This is a genomic window from Enterobacter sp. 186315 (assembly GCF_053290175.1).
Genome location: NZ_JBPTTK010000036.1, coordinates 1 through 16,169, shown reverse-complemented (window position 1 = coordinate 16,169; position 16,169 = coordinate 1). Strand labels below are relative to the sequence as shown.

General features: G+C 55.0%; 15 protein-coding genes. 12 read left to right on the top strand and 3 right to left on the bottom strand.

The window, feature by feature from the left end; genetic code table 11:
- Positions 1-64 precede the first annotated feature (64 nt).
- The gene (locus tag ACSVHP_RS22340; RefSeq protein ID WP_447552966.1) at positions 65-1,408 is read right to left on the bottom strand and encodes an anaerobic C4-dicarboxylate transporter; all 1,344 of its coding nucleotides are present in this window, start codon (positions 1,406-1,408) and stop codon (positions 65-67) included.
- A 156-nt stretch (positions 1,409-1,564) separates the two neighbouring features.
- A complete protein-coding gene (locus ACSVHP_RS22335) occupies positions 1,565-2,068 on the bottom strand; it encodes a non-heme ferritin-like protein (protein WP_234674403.1) in 504 nt (167 codons plus the stop codon).
- Positions 2,069-2,608: 540 nt separating this feature from the next.
- Between ACSVHP_RS22335 and ACSVHP_RS22330 the strand changes: the two genes are divergently transcribed.
- From ACSVHP_RS22330 to otsA, 6 genes are all read left to right on the top strand, one after another.
- On the top strand, positions 2,609-3,166 hold the full coding sequence (locus ACSVHP_RS22330) for a DJ-1 family glyoxalase III (RefSeq protein ID WP_447552965.1): 558 nt from the start codon (positions 2,609-2,611) through the stop codon (positions 3,164-3,166).
- A 314-nt stretch (positions 3,167-3,480) separates the two neighbouring features.
- Entirely contained in the window at positions 3,481-4,470 is a 990-nt protein-coding gene (araF, locus tag ACSVHP_RS22325) for an arabinose ABC transporter substrate-binding protein AraF (protein ID WP_131632224.1), read from the top strand.
- A gap of 72 nt (positions 4,471-4,542) precedes the next feature.
- The gene (gene araG, locus ACSVHP_RS22320) at positions 4,543-6,057 is read left to right on the top strand and encodes an L-arabinose ABC transporter ATP-binding protein AraG (RefSeq protein WP_447552964.1); all 1,515 of its coding nucleotides are present in this window, start codon (positions 4,543-4,545) and stop codon (positions 6,055-6,057) included.
- 14 nt (positions 6,058-6,071) lie between these two features.
- On the top strand, positions 6,072-7,052 hold the full coding sequence (gene araH / locus ACSVHP_RS22315) for an arabinose ABC transporter permease AraH (RefSeq protein ID WP_234674406.1): 981 nt from the start codon (positions 6,072-6,074) through the stop codon (positions 7,050-7,052).
- A gap of 174 nt (positions 7,053-7,226) precedes the next feature.
- Entirely contained in the window at positions 7,227-8,030 is an 804-nt protein-coding gene (gene otsB / locus ACSVHP_RS22310; RefSeq protein WP_447552963.1) for a trehalose-phosphatase, read from the top strand.
- Positions 8,005-9,429: an alpha,alpha-trehalose-phosphate synthase gene (gene otsA, locus ACSVHP_RS22305; RefSeq protein WP_447552962.1), complete on the top strand. Its 1,425-nt coding sequence runs from the start codon at positions 8,005-8,007 to the stop codon at positions 9,427-9,429. Before otsB ends, otsA begins: the two co-directional genes overlap by 26 nt.
- Before the next feature lie 18 nt (positions 9,430-9,447).
- On the opposite strand, the gene uspC is transcribed toward otsA, so the two are convergent.
- The gene (gene uspC, locus ACSVHP_RS22300; RefSeq protein WP_447552961.1) at positions 9,448-9,876 is read right to left on the bottom strand and encodes a universal stress protein UspC; all 429 of its coding nucleotides are present in this window, start codon (positions 9,874-9,876) and stop codon (positions 9,448-9,450) included.
- Positions 9,877-10,675: 799 nt separating this feature from the next.
- On the opposite strand from uspC, the gene flhD reads away from it, so the two are divergent.
- From flhD to cheW, 6 genes are all read left to right on the top strand, one after another.
- Positions 10,676-11,026: a flagellar transcriptional regulator FlhD gene (gene flhD, locus ACSVHP_RS22295; protein ID WP_234674410.1), complete on the top strand. Its 351-nt coding sequence runs from the start codon at positions 10,676-10,678 to the stop codon at positions 11,024-11,026.
- Positions 11,027-11,028: 2 nt separating this feature from the next.
- Positions 11,029-11,607 (top strand): flagellar transcriptional regulator FlhC, encoded by a 579-nt coding sequence (gene flhC, locus ACSVHP_RS22290; protein WP_112010691.1) that lies wholly within the window; start codon positions 11,029-11,031, stop codon positions 11,605-11,607.
- Between the two features lie 123 nt (positions 11,608-11,730).
- Positions 11,731-12,618 (top strand): flagellar motor stator protein MotA, encoded by an 888-nt coding sequence (gene motA / locus ACSVHP_RS22285; RefSeq protein WP_008500417.1) that lies wholly within the window; start codon positions 11,731-11,733, stop codon positions 12,616-12,618.
- On the top strand, positions 12,615-13,544 hold the full coding sequence (motB, locus tag ACSVHP_RS22280) for a flagellar motor protein MotB (RefSeq protein WP_417313070.1): 930 nt from the start codon (positions 12,615-12,617) through the stop codon (positions 13,542-13,544). The genes motA and motB overlap by 4 nt, the downstream gene beginning before the upstream one ends.
- Before the next feature lie 4 nt (positions 13,545-13,548).
- A complete protein-coding gene (gene cheA, locus ACSVHP_RS22275) occupies positions 13,549-15,564 on the top strand; it encodes a chemotaxis protein CheA (protein ID WP_447552960.1) in 2,016 nt (671 codons plus the stop codon).
- A gap of 19 nt (positions 15,565-15,583) precedes the next feature.
- Positions 15,584-16,087, top strand: coding sequence for a chemotaxis protein CheW (gene cheW, locus ACSVHP_RS22270; protein WP_134350702.1), 504 nt, complete (start codon positions 15,584-15,586; stop codon positions 16,085-16,087).
- The last annotated feature ends 82 nt before the right edge of the window (positions 16,088-16,169 follow it).

Sequence of the window (16,169 nt, the reverse complement as noted above, 5' to 3'; positions counted from 1 at the left end):
TTAAATAAAAACCCTTTTTCACAAAACCCGCCCCCGCCCCCCCCCGCCCCCCCCCCGGCAGGATTTAAAAGAAGGTCTGCACCAGCAGATAACTTGCCGCGCACGCACAGCTCACCCCAATCAGGCCCGGCAGAATAAAGCTGTGGTTAATGATAAATCGCCCGATCCGCGTTGTTCCCGAACGGTCAAACCCGATGCAGGCCAGGTCGCTTGGATAGGTTGGCAGCACAAAGTAGCCGTAGGACGCCGGGAAGAAGGCGATCAGCATTTTCGGCTCAATCCCCAGCATTAACCCCATCGGCGCGACGGCGGTCAGCGCGGCCGCCTGGCTGTTCACCAGTTTCGAGACCAGGAACAGCACGATGGCGTAGGTCCAGGGATGGCTTTTCACCACGCCCTCAAGCGCCATTTTCAGCTCGTCCAGATGCGCCTGGAAAAAGGTATCGCTCATCCACGCCACGCCAAACACCGAGAAAATCGCCACCATCCCGGCTTTGAAAACCGCACCGTTCGAAATGGCGGAGGCGTTGACCTTGCAGACTATCAGCATCACGGCACCCGCAATCAGCATCATCATCTGGATAACAAGGTTCATCGACAGGGCGGTCATTTTGCCTTTTATCTCAAAGCTCGGGCGCAGCTCGGGCAGGGCGCCCAGCAGCACCACCACCGCAATCCCGGCAAAGAAGATCCACGTTGACCAGTAGGCCTTTTTCGGGAAGCGCTGGTTCATCAGGGTTTCGGTGCTGCCGTAGATAAACTCCCGCTGCTTCGGATCGGCAAGCTTCTGCTGAAATTCCGCGTCGTCGGCCAGATCCTTACCGCGGCGCAGGCTCCAGAGCGCCGCGATCGTTACGCCGAATAAAGACGCGGGAACGGAGACCGCTAAAATTTCCAGGATCCCCCACGCCTGGCCGATCCCGTGCTGCGCGCCGATAATCGACACCAGCGACACCACGGCAACGGAGACCGGCGAAGCGGTGATCGCCATCTGCGATGCGACAGAGGCTACCGCCATCGGGCGTTCAGGGCGGATCCCTTTTTTCAGCGCGATATCCGCAATGATGGGAAACATGGTGTAGACCACGTGCCCGGTGCCGCATAAAAACGTCAGCATCCAGGTGGTAAACGGGGCCAGCAGCGTAATGTGCTGGGGATGCTTTCGCAGCAGCCGCTCGGCAAACTGCATCATCACGTTTAGCCCGCCCGCCGTCTGTAGCGTGGCCGCACAGCCGATGACCGCAAGGATCGTGAGCATCACGTCAACGGGCGGTTTACCGGGCTGGAGGCCAAAGACAAAACTCAGAATGAACAGGCCGATACCGCTTATCAGGCCAAGCCCCATGCCGCCAAAGCGCGTGCCGACCAGCAGGCAGAGGATAATGACAACAAACTCGATGGTAATCATGAAGCTCCCTCGTCAATGATAGATTCTGGCTAAATCATTACACGATGTAGGGATATTCATTGGGAGCGAGATCTGATTTGTTAAATGTCAGAAAAAGCAGGGGGTTGTGAGGAGGAAACGGGCCTGCACCGAAATAAGCCGATGCAGGCGGGGCGATCAGTGATGCTGGTCGTTCACGATATCGAGAAGGTGGCGGTCGGTCTGCTCCGGGCATAATCCGGCGCGTCTGGCGTTGTCAATTTCGGCGGCCAGCGCTTTGAGCAGCTCGCGATCGTGCAGCTGCTCTTTACCCATATCTTCGAGGAAATGCAGCGTGGTGCTGTCCTGCTGCGCCCTGGCTTCAACGGCAAGTTTATTGAGCGTTTCATAACGCTGATCGAACTCTTCCAGCGTTTTCTGGAACAGCTCTTCCAGACAGGAGTAGTCGTCTTCCAGTTTGTCGAACGCTTTGACAATAGGGTTGGCGCCGACGTGTTTCATAAACTCAAACACGCGCATCATGTGGGTCACATTGCTTTGCGCCTGGGAGCGGAAGAAGGTGGCAGAACCGTTGAGGCTGTTCTCAGAACACCAGTCACTCAAATACAAATGCAGGTTGGAGGCATAAAACTCCAGATTCATCTGTGCATTCAGTTTTTGAATCATCGCTTGAGTAGCCATACTTATATCCTTATTTACGGGGACGATATGTCCGTTGCTTAACCTGACCCGGCAGGTGGTAATGCTTATCGCACAACCGCATCAACGCACGATAATGAGAGCAGAATTGAAATATTCTGTTATTCCGAATGTTTCGAATAAACACGTCCTGTGCTCGTTACAAATAAGCATACCCCCTAAAGGAGTATAAGAAAACTCTTAGGGGCGCGGTTTTTACGATACATTACAACTTTTAATATAGTGAAGATGCGCAAACAGACTTACACATTTTGCTAATTATTAACTCATTGAAAATAAAGGCTTTAAAAATAAATCAGAATAAAAATGGTGATAAATAAATGTCTTGCAGAATGAAATAGCGTCATTCTCATTAACGATTTAAAAAAGCCTATTTATTTTTGCCGATATATCCTGTAGCGCAAAAATTGCGTTAGATCATTTTTGCCCCTCATCGCTGAATATGTGATCCCAAAGCGAGTTTGTGGTACGTCACTCTGTGAAAATGAAACATCGTTTTAATGATATTTTAGTGAGGGCAAAATGGCTAAAGTCGCGGTGCTGCTGGCACCAGGTTTTGAAGAAGCGGAGGCGATTATCACTATTGATATTTTGCGCCGAATGCATATTGAGGTTGAAACGCTCGCCTGCGCCGGGTCCCGTGCGGTGGTCAGCTACCATGATATTCCAATGGTAGCGGACAGCACGCTGACGGAGCGCATCGACACGCTGTATGACGCGGTGGTGCTGCCGGGTGGCCCGCAGGGAAGCGTGAATTTAGCCGCCAGCCGGGAGGTGGTGCGCTTTGTTTCGGCCCACGATGAGAGCGGGAAGCTTATCTGCCCGATTTGCTCCGCCGCCGCCCGCGTGCTGGGCGGTAACGGGCTGCTGAAGGGGCGGCGCTACGTCTGCTCAGGGGATTTATGGCAAACCGTCACCGACGGGGAATATGTAGACGCGCCGGTGGTGGAGGATAAAAACCTGCTCAGCGGTAAAGGCCTCGGCCACGCCTTCGATTTTGCCCTGACGCTCGCGGCCCGTTTGCTGGGCGATGAGGCGCCGGTTCGCGATCACGCGGACCACATCTATTACGCCTGGTAAGCGTGTTGCCGGGCGCGACGTGCCCGGCCTACAGGACGACTTTGCTGACCTTATGGATAATTCTGCTTAATCCCTTTCTATTTGTCCGACAATATCTGCCGTTTTTATGTCATTTCTCGCTGAATTTATGTACGCAATTACTGTAATTCTGCGGTGTGATGGCGCTCTCTTATGGATGATTAATTTCCCGCTAAAACTATCACCAGCACTAACGCTTATAACAAGGTAAGCGCTAATGCCTTGTTTTACGTCCGATTAAATAAGAAGCACGCAAATCTTCCCTACAGAAAAGAATGCTCAAGCTGGAGTTTACCATGCACAAATTTACTAAAGCGCTGGCGGCCATCGGTCTGGCTGCCGTTATGTCACAATCCGCTATCGCTGAAAATTTAAAACTCGGTTTTTTAGTGAAACAGCCTGAAGAACCCTGGTTCCAGACCGAATGGAAATTCGCCGATAAAGCCGGGAAAGATTTAGGTTTTGAAGTGATTAAAATCGCCGTGCCTGACGGTGAGAAAACCCTGAACGCCATCGACAGCCTGGCCGCCAGCGGCGCGAAGGGCTTTGTTATTTGTACGCCAGATCCAAAACTCGGCTCGGCCATTGCCGCCAAAGCGCGCGGGTACGACATGAAGGTGATCGCCGTGGATGACCAGTTCGTGAACGCCAAAGGCAAGCCGATGGACAGCGTGCCGCTGGTGATGATGGCCGCCACCAAAATCGGGGAGCGTCAGGGCCAGGAGCTGTATAAAGAGATGCAAAAACGCGGCTGGGACGTAAAAGAGACCGGCGTAATGGCCATCACCGCGGACGAGCTGGACACCGCGCGCCGCCGTACTTCCGGTTCGATGGATGCCCTGAAGGCCGCGGGCTTCCCGGAAAAACAGATCTACAAAGTGCCAACCAAATCTAACGATATCCCGGGCGCCTTTGACGCCGCCAACTCCATGCTGGTTCAGCATCCTGAAGTGAAACACTGGCTGGTGGTCGGCATGAACGACAACACCGTGCTGGGCGGCGTGCGCGCAACAGAAGGTCAGGGCTTTAAAGCGCCAGACGTGATCGGCATCGGCATCAACGGCGTTGACGCGGTCAGCGAACTCTCTAAAGCGCAGGCCACCGGCTTCTACGGCTCCCTGCTGCCGAGCCCGGACGTTCACGGCTACAAATCCAGTGAAATGCTCTACAACTGGGTGACCAAAGGGGCTGAGCCGCCGAAATTCACCGAAGTGACCGACGTGGTGCTGATCACCCGCGACAACTTCAAAGAGGAGCTGGCGAAAAAAGGACTGGGCGGTAAGTAATTCGCTGTGATTGCGCCCCTCCCGGCGACGCGAGGGGCCAGACGTTCACACTTCAGGAATCACGGAGTCGTTATGCAAGAGTCCTTACCGTATCTCTCTTTTCGCGGCATCGGTAAAACCTTCCCCGGTGTTAACGCGCTGACCGACATCAGCTTCGACTGCTATGCCGGCCAGGTTCACGCCCTGATGGGGGAGAACGGCGCGGGAAAATCCACGCTGTTAAAGATCCTCAGCGGGTTCTACACCCCTACCACCGGCACGCTGGCGATCCGCGGCGAAGAGAAGGTCTTTGCCGATACCACGGCGGCGCTCAATGCCGGGGTCGCGATTATTTATCAGGAGCTGCATCTCATTCCTGAGATGACCGTGGCGGAAAACATCTATTTAGGCCAGCTTCCGCACAAGAGCGGCGTGGTAAATCGCTCGCTGCTTAACTACGAGGCAGGGTTACAGTTAAAGCATCTGGGGCTGGACGTCGATCCGCAGACGCCGCTCAAGTATCTCTCGATTGGCCAATGGCAGATGGTCGAAATCGCCAAGGCGCTGGCGCGTAACGCCAGAGTTATTGCCTTTGACGAGCCGACCAGCTCGCTCTCGGCGCGTGAAATTGAAAACCTCTTCCGCGTGATCCGCGAGCTGCGCAAAGAGGGGCGCACGATTTTGTACGTTTCGCACCGTATGGAAGAAATTTTCGCCCTGAGTGACGCGATTACCGTCTTCAAGGACGGGCGCTACGTGCGCACCTTCAGCGATATGCAGCAGGTCAACCACGACCAGCTGGTGCAGGCGATGGTCGGGCGCGATCTCGGGGATATCTACCACTGGCAGCCGCGTGAGTATGGCCCGGAGCGCCTGCGTCTGGACAACGTCAAAGCGCCGGGCGTGCGCACGCCAATCTCGCTCTCGGTGCGCAGCGGTGAAATCGTCGGGCTGTTTGGTCTGGTGGGCGCAGGGCGCAGCGAGCTGATGAAAGGGCTGTTTGGCGGTACGCGCATCAGCGAAGGGCAGGTGGCTATCGACGGCGAGGCGGTGGATATCCAGAAGCCCGCCCACGCGATCCGCGCCGGGATGATGCTCTGTCCGGAAGATCGTAAAGCCGAGGGGATTATTCCGGTCCACTCCGTGCGCGACAACATCAACATCTCAGCAAGACGGAAGTTTATTCGCGCGGGCTGCCTGATCAACGACGGCTGGGAGGCGAGCAACGCCGAACACCATATCCGCTCGTTAAACATCAAAACGCCGGGCGCGGAGCAGCTGATTATGAACCTCTCCGGCGGCAACCAGCAGAAAGCCATTCTGGGCCGCTGGCTGTCCGAAGACATGAAGGTCATTTTGCTCGATGAACCGACGCGCGGTATCGACGTGGGGGCAAAACACGAAATCTATAACGTGATTTATGCGCTGGCAAAACGCGGCGTGGCGGTGCTGTTCGCCTCCAGCGATCTGCCTGAGGTGCTGGGCGTTGCCGATCGCATCGTGGTAATGCGTGAGGGCGAAATTGCCGGTGAATTGCTTCATGAACAGGCGAATGAACAACAGGCGTTGAGCCTCGCCATGCCTAAAGTTAGCCAGGCTGTCGCCTGAGTAAGGAGTCAAAGATGTCCTCTGTAACTACCTCCGGAGCGCCGAAATCGGCTTTCAGTTTTGGCCGCATCTGGGATCAGTACGGCATGCTAGTGGTCTTTGCCGCCCTGTTCCTCGCCTGCGCCATCTTCGTGCCGAACTTCGCCACCTTCATTAATATGAAGGGGCTGGGGCTGGCGATTTCCATGTCCGGCATGGTCGCCTGCGGAATGCTGTTCTGTCTGGCCTCGGGCGATTTCGACCTGTCAGTGGCGTCCGTTATCGCCTGTGCGGGGGTGACCACCGCGGTGGTGATCAACATGACCGAGAGCCTGTGGATTGGCGTCTTTGCCGGTTTGATGCTGGGCGTGCTGAGCGGTCTGGTGAACGGCTTCGTGATTGCGCGGCTCAAGATCAACGCGCTGATCACCACCCTTGCCACCATGCAGATCGTGCGCGGTCTGGCCTATATTATCTCTGACGGTAAAGCGGTCGGGATTGAAGACGAGCGCTTCTTTACTCTGGGCTACGCCAACTGGTTAGGGCTGCCTGCGCCAATCTGGCTGACGGTAGGCTGCCTGATTATTTTTGGCTTCCTGCTCAACCGCACCACCTTTGGCCGCAACACGCTGGCGATCGGCGGCAACGAAGAGGCGGCGCGTCTGGCCGGTGTTCCGGTGGTGCGCACCAAGATAATTATCTTTGTGCTGTCGGGTCTGGTTTCGGCGGCGGCGGGGATTATTCTGGCCTCGCGAATGACCAGCGGACAGCCGATGACCTCTATCGGCTATGAGCTGATTGTCATTTCAGCCTGCGTGCTGGGCGGTGTTTCCCTCAAAGGCGGCATCGGAAAAATCTCATATGTGGTGGCCGGGATCCTGATTCTGGGGACGGTGGAGAACGCCATGAATCTGCTGAACATCTCCCCGTTCTCGCAGTACGTGGTACGCGGCCTGATCCTGCTCGCAGCGGTGATCTTCGACCGTTACAAGCAAAAAGCGAAGCGTACCGTTTAGGCCATTTTTCCCCGTTTTACCACCCAACTTTTAACTGTAGTTGACCCCTAAACCCACCGGCCACTTTCCCTGGCCGGTGGGTTGTCAAATGGCGAGCCCCGTCACACTGTCTATACTTACATGGCTAATGAGGAGGTAACGGTATTACCTCTCACAACTGTAAGGAGGAATAGGGTGGCTGACCAGTTAACAACACCGCCTGTACTGCCCGGACATTTTGCGTACTTTTTCGATCTCGACGGCACGCTCGCCGAGATAAAACCTCATCCAGACCAGGTGTCTATTCCCGCCCCGGTGCTGGAGAAGGTGTACCAGCTCTCGCAAATGAATGAGGGAGCAGTGGCATTGATCTCAGGGCGCTCAATGGCCGAGCTGGACAAGCTTGCCGGGCCTTACCGTTTTCCGCTGGCGGGTGTCCACGGAGCGGAGCGCCGCGACATCCATGACAAAACGCATGTCGTATCTCTCCCTGAAGAATTAGTCCAGACGCTGCACTCACAGCTGGCGTCGGCGCTCGCTTACCTTCCCGGTAGCGAGCTTGAAGCCAAGGGCATGGCCTTTGCGCTGCACTATCGCCAGGCGCCGCAGCATAAAGAGTCCATTCTCGCGCTGGCAGATCTTATCGTGCAGGAACATCCGCAGCTGGCGCTTCAGCCGGGTAAATGCGTGGTGGAGATCAAACCTAAGGGGATTAACAAAGGTGAGGCCATTGCGGCCTTTATGGCCACAGCGCCGTTTAACGGCAGAACCCCGGTATTTCTCGGGGATGACCTCACTGACGAAGCAGGTTTTTCGGTCGTCAACCAGGCCGACGGGATATCGGTAAAGGTTGGGCCGGGTGAAACAAGTGCCAGATGGCGTCTGGATAACGTCGCTTCAGTCTGGCAATGGATAACAGATGTCGCTAACCAGCAACAACTACAAATAGCGCAACACAATGGGGGTAATCAATATGGGTCGCTTAGTCGTCATCTCTAACCGTATCGCACCGCCTGACGATAAAAAAGCCAGCGCCGGTGGCCTGGCGGTAGGGGTGTTAGGTGCCTTAAAAGCCACGGGTGGACTGTGGTTTGGCTGGGGCGGTGAAATCAGCAACGAAGAGAAACCGCTGAAAAAAGTCACGCGGGGCAACATCACCTGGGCCTCGTTTGACCTCAATGAAAAAGATTACGACGAATACTATTCCGAGTTCTCAAACGCGGTGCTGTGGCCTGCGTTCCACTATCGTCTGGACCTGGTAAAATTCCAGCGCGACGGCTTTGAAGGCTACATGCGCGTGAACGCGCTGCTGGCGGATAAACTGCTGCCTTTGATCGAAGAAGACGATATTTTATGGGTTCATGATTATCACCTTCTGCCGTTCGCCAACGAGCTGCGCAAGCGCGGCGTGAACAACCGTATCGGCTTCTTCCTGCATATTCCGTTCCCGACGCCGGAGATCTTCAACGCGCTGCCGCCGCACGAGGAGCTGCTTGAATCCCTGTGCGATTACGACCTGCTCGGCTTCCAGACGGAAAACGACCGCCTCGCGTTCCTCGACAGCGTGTCCGGCAAAACCCGTCTGGTGACCGGCAGCGGCAAATCGCACACCGCCTACGGCAAGACCTTCCACACGGAGGTCTATCCTATCGGCATCGAGCCTGACGAGATTGCCGAACAGGCCTCCGGCCCGCTGCCGCCTAAGCTTGCACAGCTTAAGCAGGAGCTAAAGAACGTCAAAAACATCTTCTCGGTGGAGCGTCTGGATTACTCCAAAGGGCTGCCGGAACGGTTCCTCGCCTATGAGGCGCTGCTGGATAAATATCCTGAACACCACGGCAAAATCCGCTATACGCAGATTGCCCCGACCTCGCGCGGTGAAGTGCAGGCCTATCAGGACATTCGTCATCAGCTGGAAACCGAAGCAGGGCGCATCAACGGTCGCTACGGGCAGCTCGGCTGGACGCCGCTCTACTACTTAAACCAGCACTTTGAGCGCAAAATTTTGATGAAGGTGTTCCGCTACGCCGACGTCGGCCTGGTTACGCCGCTGCGTGACGGGATGAATCTGGTGGCGAAGGAGTATGTCGCAGCACAAGATCCTGCCGACCCTGGCGTGCTGGTGCTGTCTCAGTTTGCCGGTGCGGCAAACGAGCTGACCTCGGCGCTGATCGTAAACCCTTACGATCGCGATGACGTGGCAAATGCGCTGCATCGCGCGCTGAATATGCCGCTGGCAGAACGTATATCGCGCCATGTGGAGATGCTGGACGTGATCCGTAAAAACGATATCGACCACTGGCAGGCGAGCTTTATTCGCGATTTGCGCGACATCACCCCGCAGAATTCGGAGACCGATCTGCAAAAAAAGATCGCAACCTTCCCTAAGCTGGCGTAATGCACCGTTCTCGGGGGATTATTTTCCCCCGAGAGGCACTAACAGCACGTCGACTTCGCTGGATGAAACAATAGATTTTGCCGAGCAGGCCGCACGGGAAAAGAAGCTTTGGTTGTGATTACCGCAAATAACTAAATCAATATTCTGCTTTCGGCACATATCAAGAATATGTTGGTTTAATTCACCGGTGGCAATAACGGTCTGGTGAACAGGATATTGTGCCTTATCCACAAGCTCCCGCAGAAATTGCTGTGTTTCCTCCTGTAATACCTCACGAATATCTTCAAGCATGGGCGCCGCCAGCTGATTATACATTTCCGGTTCAGCTGCCAGGGTAATCAGGCTGATGCGTGCATTGGCCGGTCTGGCGATGGACACCGCTTTGGCAACCAGCTGATGGCTCTCCGGGGAAACAGCAACAGAAACAAGAAGATGGGTGTAGCTCATCACGCACTCCTTTGGTGGCTGAAATACAACGTTACTTCAGCATTACCGCGATTCATCGGCTTCTGCAAGAGGCGAATACGACATTAGTGTGAACCTTATCATAATTATTCATTAATTATTCTTATAAAAGGAATAATCGAAAACCGGGTCGGGATGATAAAAATTAACAACTTAACATAAACCTTACACACACTCTGTTGTACTGCTAAATCGTTTTAACCAGTTATCAACTCAAATGAGATGGTCACGCAGCGAAATTGATCGTTTCTGAACTAAGTATAACGTTATGTTTTTTATGGAATAATGTTTTGGTCTTTGCGCTCAAGGATATATCCTCTGCCAAACCCCGCCCGATCCCGTCCGCTAAGCAATTGTCATACCCGTTCCGTTCACCCGTCTGCATGAGTATTCGTTCATTAAGAATATAAAATAGTCTGAATTGTACAAAAAAGAACCAAATTACAAGTCACGCTGATGGATTTGTGGGTAACATTCGGGTAAATTATGTGACGTGCATCACATTTTTTTTAAATTTTCAGCGAGGCCGCATTGTATGTCTAAGAGCTGACGAGTAGAGTTTGCGTCGAATTAGGAAAAATCTTAGTTATTTGTAAGAAATGATAAAACGCGAAAGCAACGCATCAGAGTGTTGAACTGTTGCGCGTTTTACTGCGTACAAACCTTAATTCAACTATGCATTTGGCCTTTTCTTTTTTTTATACCGGGTGATTTCCCGGCGACATCACGGGGTGCGGTCTTTCCGCATAAAAATAATAGTTGGTTATTCGGGATGGGAAAAATGCATACATCCGAGTTGCTAAAACATATCTATGACATCAATTTGTCATATTTACTGCTCGCGCAGCGTTTAATTAGTCAGGACAAAGCGTCCGCGATGTTCCGTTTAGGTGTTAACGAAGAAATGGCAACCATGCTGGGTGGATTAACCCTTCCTCAGATGGTGAAGCTGGCGGAAACCAATCAGCTGGTCTGTCAGTTCCGTTTTGACAATCCTCAGACCATTACGCGTCTGACGCAGGAATCCCGCGTGGACGATCTGCAACAGATCCATACCGGTATTTTACTTTCTACCCGCCTGCTCAACGAAATCAGCCAGCCTGACGACGTAGCCCGGAAGAAAAGGGCTTAAAAATGAGCGAAAAAAGCATTGTTCAGGAAGCGCGTGACATACAGCTGGCAATGGAACTGATTACGCTGGGTGCTCGTCTGCAAATGCTGGAAAGCGAAACGCAGCTGAGTCGTGGTCGTCTTATCAAACTGTATAAAGAGTTACGTGGCAGCCCACCGCCAAAGGGAATGCTGCCCTTCTCCACGGACTGGTTTATGACCTGGGAACAGAACATTCATGCATCAATGTTCTGCAACGCCTGGCAGTACCTGTTGAAAACGGGTCTGTGCAGCGGCGTTGATGCCGTGATCAAAGCGTACAAACTTTACCTGGAGCAATGCCCCCAGCAGGAAGAAGGCCCTCTGCTGGCGCTAACCCGTGCCTGGACGCTGGTACGTTTTGTTGAAAGCGGAATGCTTGAACTGTCCCGCTGCAACAGCTGCGACGGCAATTTCATTACCCATGCTCATCAGCCTGCTGGCAGCTTTGCCTGTAGTTTATGCCAGCCTCCATCCCGCGCCGTAAAAAGACGTAAACTTTCCCGGGATGCTGCCGATATTATTCCACAACTGCTGGATGAACAGATCGAACAGGCTGTTTAACCCGAACGTGTGGGAAAGATTCCAGCAGCGGTAAGCGATTACCGCTGCTTTTTTTTACCCGCCATTCCGGTCGCGCTGTCGAAATGAACGTCCTGCCATAGTCACTAGCGGAAGGATGATGTCGTGCTTATCTTATTAGGTTACCTGGTAGTTCTCGGTACAGTTTTCGGCGGTTACATGATGACCGGCGGGCACCTTGGAGCACTCTATCAACCGGCCGAACTTATTATCATCGGCGGCGCAGGGGTAGGGGCTTTTATCGTTGGTAACAACGGTAAATCGATCAAGGGGACGCTGAAGGCGATACCGCTGCTGTTCCGTCGCTCGAAATACACCAAAAGCATGTACATGGATCTGCTCGCGCTGCTCTATCGCCTGATGGCGAAGTCGCGCCAGCAGGGGATGTTCTCGCTTGAGCGTGATATTGAAAACCCGAAAGAGAGCGAAATTTTCGCCAGCTACCCGCGCATTCTGGCCGACGCCATGATGCTGGATTTCATCGTTGATTACCTGCGCCTGATCATCAGCGGCAACATGAATACCTTCGAAATCGAAGCGCTGATGGACGAAGAGATCGAAACCCACGAAAGCGAATCCGAAGTGCCGGCCAATAGCCTGGCGCTGGTGGGCGACTCCCTTCCGGCGTTCGGTATCGTCGCGGCGGTGATGGGGGTGGTACACGCCCTGGCCTCGGCGGATCGTCCGGCGGCGGAGCTGGGTGCGCTGATTGCCCACGCGATGGTCGGGACCTTCCTCGGTATTTTGCTGGCCTACGGGTTTATCTCCCCGCTGGCGAGCGTGCTGCGCCAGAAGAGCGCCGAAACCACCAAGATGATGCAGTGCGTGAAGATCACGCTGCTCTCTAACCTCAACGGGTATGCGCCGCCGATTGCCGTGGAGTTTGGCCGTAAAACGCTGTACTCCAGCGAGCGTCCGTCGTTTATCGAGCTGGAAGAACACGTGCGTGCGGTGAAAAACCCAAACCAACAGACGACAACTGAGGACGCATGAAAAACCAGTCCCATCCGATCGTCATCGTAAAAAAGCGCAAGCACAAGGGCGGCGGGCACGGCGCGCACGGCTCGTGGAAAATCGCCTACGCCGATTTTATGACCGCCATGATGGCCTTCTTTCTGGTGATGTGGCTGATCTCAATCTCCAGCCCGAAAGAGCTTATTCAGATTGCCGAATATTTCCGGACGCCGCTGGCGACGGCGGTATCGGGCGGTCCGCGTATTTCTAATAGCGACAGCCCGATCCCCGGCGGCGGCGATGATTACACCCAGCAGAAGGGTGAGGTGAAAAAAGAGCCGAACATCGACGAGCTGAAAAGAAAAATGGAGCAGGCGCGCCTGAAGAAGCTGCGCGGTGACCTGGATCAGCTAATCGAGGCCGACCCGAAACTGCGCGCGCTGCGCCCGCACCTGAAGATTGACCTGGTGCAGGAAGGGCTGCGTATTCAGATTATCGACAGCCAGAATCGCCCGATGTTTAAAACCGGCAGCGCGGAGGTTGAACCCTATATGCGCGATATCCTGCGCGCCATTGCGCCGGTGCTGAACGGCATTCCAAACCGTATCAGCCTGTCAGGACACACGGATGATTTCCCGTATGCCAGCGGGGAGAAGGGATACAGCAACTGGGAGCTTTCTGCCGACCGTGCCAACGCCTCGCGTCGCGAGCTGGTGGCGGGTGGGCTTGATGATGGCAAGGTTCTGCGCGTGGTCGGCATGGCGGCAACCATGCGCGTCACCGACCGCGGGCCGGACGACGCCATCAACCGTCGTATCAGTCTTTTAGTGCTGAACCAGCAGGCGGAGCAGGCCATCCTGCATGAAAACGCCGAAAGTCAGAATGAGTCACTGGACGATTTAAAACAGCCTGGGGCCGTACCTTCGGCTGCCGTTCCAACATCGCCACCAGCCAATCCGAGGTGATAGCGTGAGCATGGATATTAGCGATTTTTATCAGACATTCTTTGATGAAGCCGACGAATTGTTGGCGGATATGGAGCAACACCTGCTGGATCTGGTGCCTGAAGCGCCGGATTCAGAGCAGCTTAATGCCATCTTCCGTGCGGCGCACTCCATAAAGGGCGGGGCCGGAACCTTTGGTTTTACCATCTTGCAGGAGACCACCCATTTAATGGAAAACCTGCTCGATGAAGCGCGACGCGGTGAGATGCAGCTCAATACCGACATTATTAACCTGTTTTTGGAAACGAAAGATATTATGCAGGAACAGCTCGACGCCTATAAAAGCTCGGCAGAGCCTGATGCCGCCAGCTTTGAATACATCTGCAACGCGCTGCGCCAGCTGGCGCTGGAAGCAAAAGGCGAGGCCGCAGCGCCCGTCGTGAGCCCGGCAAACCTGAGCGTTGTGGATACGGTGGCGACACCGGATGCTGCCCCGGCAGGCAAGCTGCGCGTAGTGCTGTCGCGCCTGAAAGAGAGCGAAGTCAACTTGCTGGAAGAAGAGCTGGGCAACCTTGCGACCTTAAGCAACGTGGTGAAGGGCAAAGATAGCCTTGCGGCGACCCTTGACGACGGCATCGGCCAGGACGATATCGTGGCGGTGCTGTGCTTCGTTATCGAAGCCGATCAGATTGCCTTTGAAACCGACACGCCGGAAGCCCCGGCGGCGGTTGAAGAGGTTGCCGTCGTGGCGCCCGCTGCCGCACCGGCGGCGGTGGCAGCCCCTGCGCTGAAAGCGGTGCCGAAAGAGCCTGCGGCACCGGGTCGCGGTGAAAAGCCGGCGGCGCGCTCCAGCGAGTCCACCAGCATCCGCGTGGCGGTAGAGAAGGTTGACCAGCTGATTAACCTGGTCGGTGAACTGGTGATCACCCAGTCGATGCTGGCCCAGCGTTCCAACGAACTCGATCCGGTGACCCACGGGGATCTGATCACCAGCATGGGTCAGTTACAACGTAACGCCCGCGATTTGCAGGAATCGGTGATGTCCATCCGCATGATGCCGATGGAGTATGTCTTCAGCCGCTTCCCGCGCCTGGTGCGCGATCTGGCCGGCAAGCTCAACAAGCAAATCGAACTGACGCTGATGGGCAGCTCCACCGAGCTGGACAAAAGCCTGATTGAACGCATTATCGACCCGTTAACGCACCTGGTGCGTAACAGCCTCGACCACGGTATCGAACTGCCGGAAAACCGCGTCGCGGCGGGCAAATCCCCGGTCGGCAACCTGATCCTCTCAGCGGAACACCAGGGCGGCAATATCTGCATTGAAGTGACCGATGACGGTGCCGGTCTGAACCGCGAGCGCATCCTGGCGAAGGCGATTTCCCAGGGGATGGCGGTGAACGAAAACATGACCGATGAAGAGGTGGGGATGCTGATCTTCGCCCCTGGCTTCTCCACCGCCGAGCAGGTGACGGACGTGTCCGGGCGCGGCGTGGGCATGGACGTGGTGAAGCGTAATATCCAGGAGATGGGCGGCCACGTTGAGATCAAATCGAAGCAGGGATCGGGCACCACTATCCGTATTCTGCTGCCGCTGACGCTGGCGATTCTCGACGGCATGTCGGTGAAAGTGGCTGACGAAGTCTTTATTCTGCCGCTGAACGCGGTGATGGAATCCCTGCAACCGCGCGAAGAGGATCTGCATCCGCTGGCGGGCGGCGAGCGCGTGCTGGAAGTGCGCGGCGAATACCTGCCGCTGGTCGAGCTGTGGAAAGTGTTCGAGGTGGATGGGGCGAAGACGGAGGCCACGCAAGGTATCGTTGTGATCCTGCAAAGCGCGGGCCGCCGCTACGCGCTGCTGGTCGATCAGCTGATTGGTCAGCACCAGGTTGTTGTGAAGAACCTCGAAAGCAACTACCGCAAAGTGCCGGGGATTTCTGCCGCCACCATCCTGGGCGATGGTAGCGTGGCGCTGATTGTTGATGTGTCAGCGCTTCAGGGATTAAATCGTGAACAACGTGTGGCGTACACAGCCGCCTGATTAAGTAGAAGGTAATAACATGACCGGTATGAGTAACGTAACGAAACTGGCGGGCGAGCCATCTGGACAGGAGTTCCTGGTTTTCACTTTAGGCGATGAAGAGTACGGCATCGACATCCTGAAAGTGCAGGAAATTCGCGGCTACGATCAGGTGACCCGCATCGCGAACACGCCTGCGTTTATCAAAGGGGTAACTAACCTGCGCGGCGTGATTGTGCCGATCGTAGACCTGCGCGTGAAGTTCAGCCAGGGCGATGTGGATTACAACGAGAACACCGTGGTGATTGTGCTGAACCTGGGCCAGCGCGTGGTCGGGATTGTGGTAGATGGGGTGTCTGACGTGCTGTCGCTGACCTCGGATCAGATCCGTCCTGCACCGGAGTTTGCGGTCACGCTGTCCACCGAGTACCTGACCGGCCTTGGCGCGCTGGGCGAGCGGATGCTGATTCTGGTGAATATCGAGAAGCTGCTGAACAGCGATGAGATGGCGCTGCTGGATATCGCGGCGAGTCACGTAGCGTAAGTGAAAGCAAAACGGCAACCCAGGTTGCCGTTTTTAGTGTTTGCTCCCTCTCCCTGTGGGAGAGGGTTGGGGTGAGGGCATC

Excerpts from the sequence above, each read along its gene's own strand:
- uspC (WP_447552961.1), bottom strand. The coding sequence starts at position 9,876 with ATGAGCTACACCCATCTTCTTGTTTCTGTTGCTGTTTCCCCGGAGAGC.
- ACSVHP_RS22330 (WP_447552965.1), top strand. The coding sequence starts at position 2,609 with ATGGCTAAAGTCGCGGTGCTGCTGGCACCAGGTTTTGAAGAAGCGGAG.
- otsA (WP_447552962.1), top strand. The coding sequence starts at position 8,005 with ATGGGTCGCTTAGTCGTCATCTCTAACCGTATCGCACCGCCTGACGAT.
- motB (WP_417313070.1), top strand. The coding sequence starts at position 12,615 with ATGAAAAACCAGTCCCATCCGATCGTCATCGTAAAAAAGCGCAAGCAC.
- araF (WP_131632224.1), top strand. The coding sequence starts at position 3,481 with ATGCACAAATTTACTAAAGCGCTGGCGGCCATCGGTCTGGCTGCCGTT.
- cheW (WP_134350702.1), top strand. The coding sequence starts at position 15,584 with ATGACCGGTATGAGTAACGTAACGAAACTGGCGGGCGAGCCATCTGGA.
- araH (WP_234674406.1), top strand. The coding sequence starts at position 6,072 with ATGTCCTCTGTAACTACCTCCGGAGCGCCGAAATCGGCTTTCAGTTTT.
- flhD (WP_234674410.1), top strand. The coding sequence starts at position 10,676 with ATGCATACATCCGAGTTGCTAAAACATATCTATGACATCAATTTGTCA.
- ACSVHP_RS22335 (WP_234674403.1), bottom strand. The coding sequence starts at position 2,068 with ATGGCTACTCAAGCGATGATTCAAAAACTGAATGCACAGATGAATCTG.
- ACSVHP_RS22340 (WP_447552966.1), bottom strand. The coding sequence starts at position 1,408 with ATGATTACCATCGAGTTTGTTGTCATTATCCTCTGCCTGCTGGTCGGC.
- araG (WP_447552964.1), top strand. The coding sequence starts at position 4,543 with ATGCAAGAGTCCTTACCGTATCTCTCTTTTCGCGGCATCGGTAAAACC.
- flhC (WP_112010691.1), top strand. The coding sequence starts at position 11,029 with ATGAGCGAAAAAAGCATTGTTCAGGAAGCGCGTGACATACAGCTGGCA.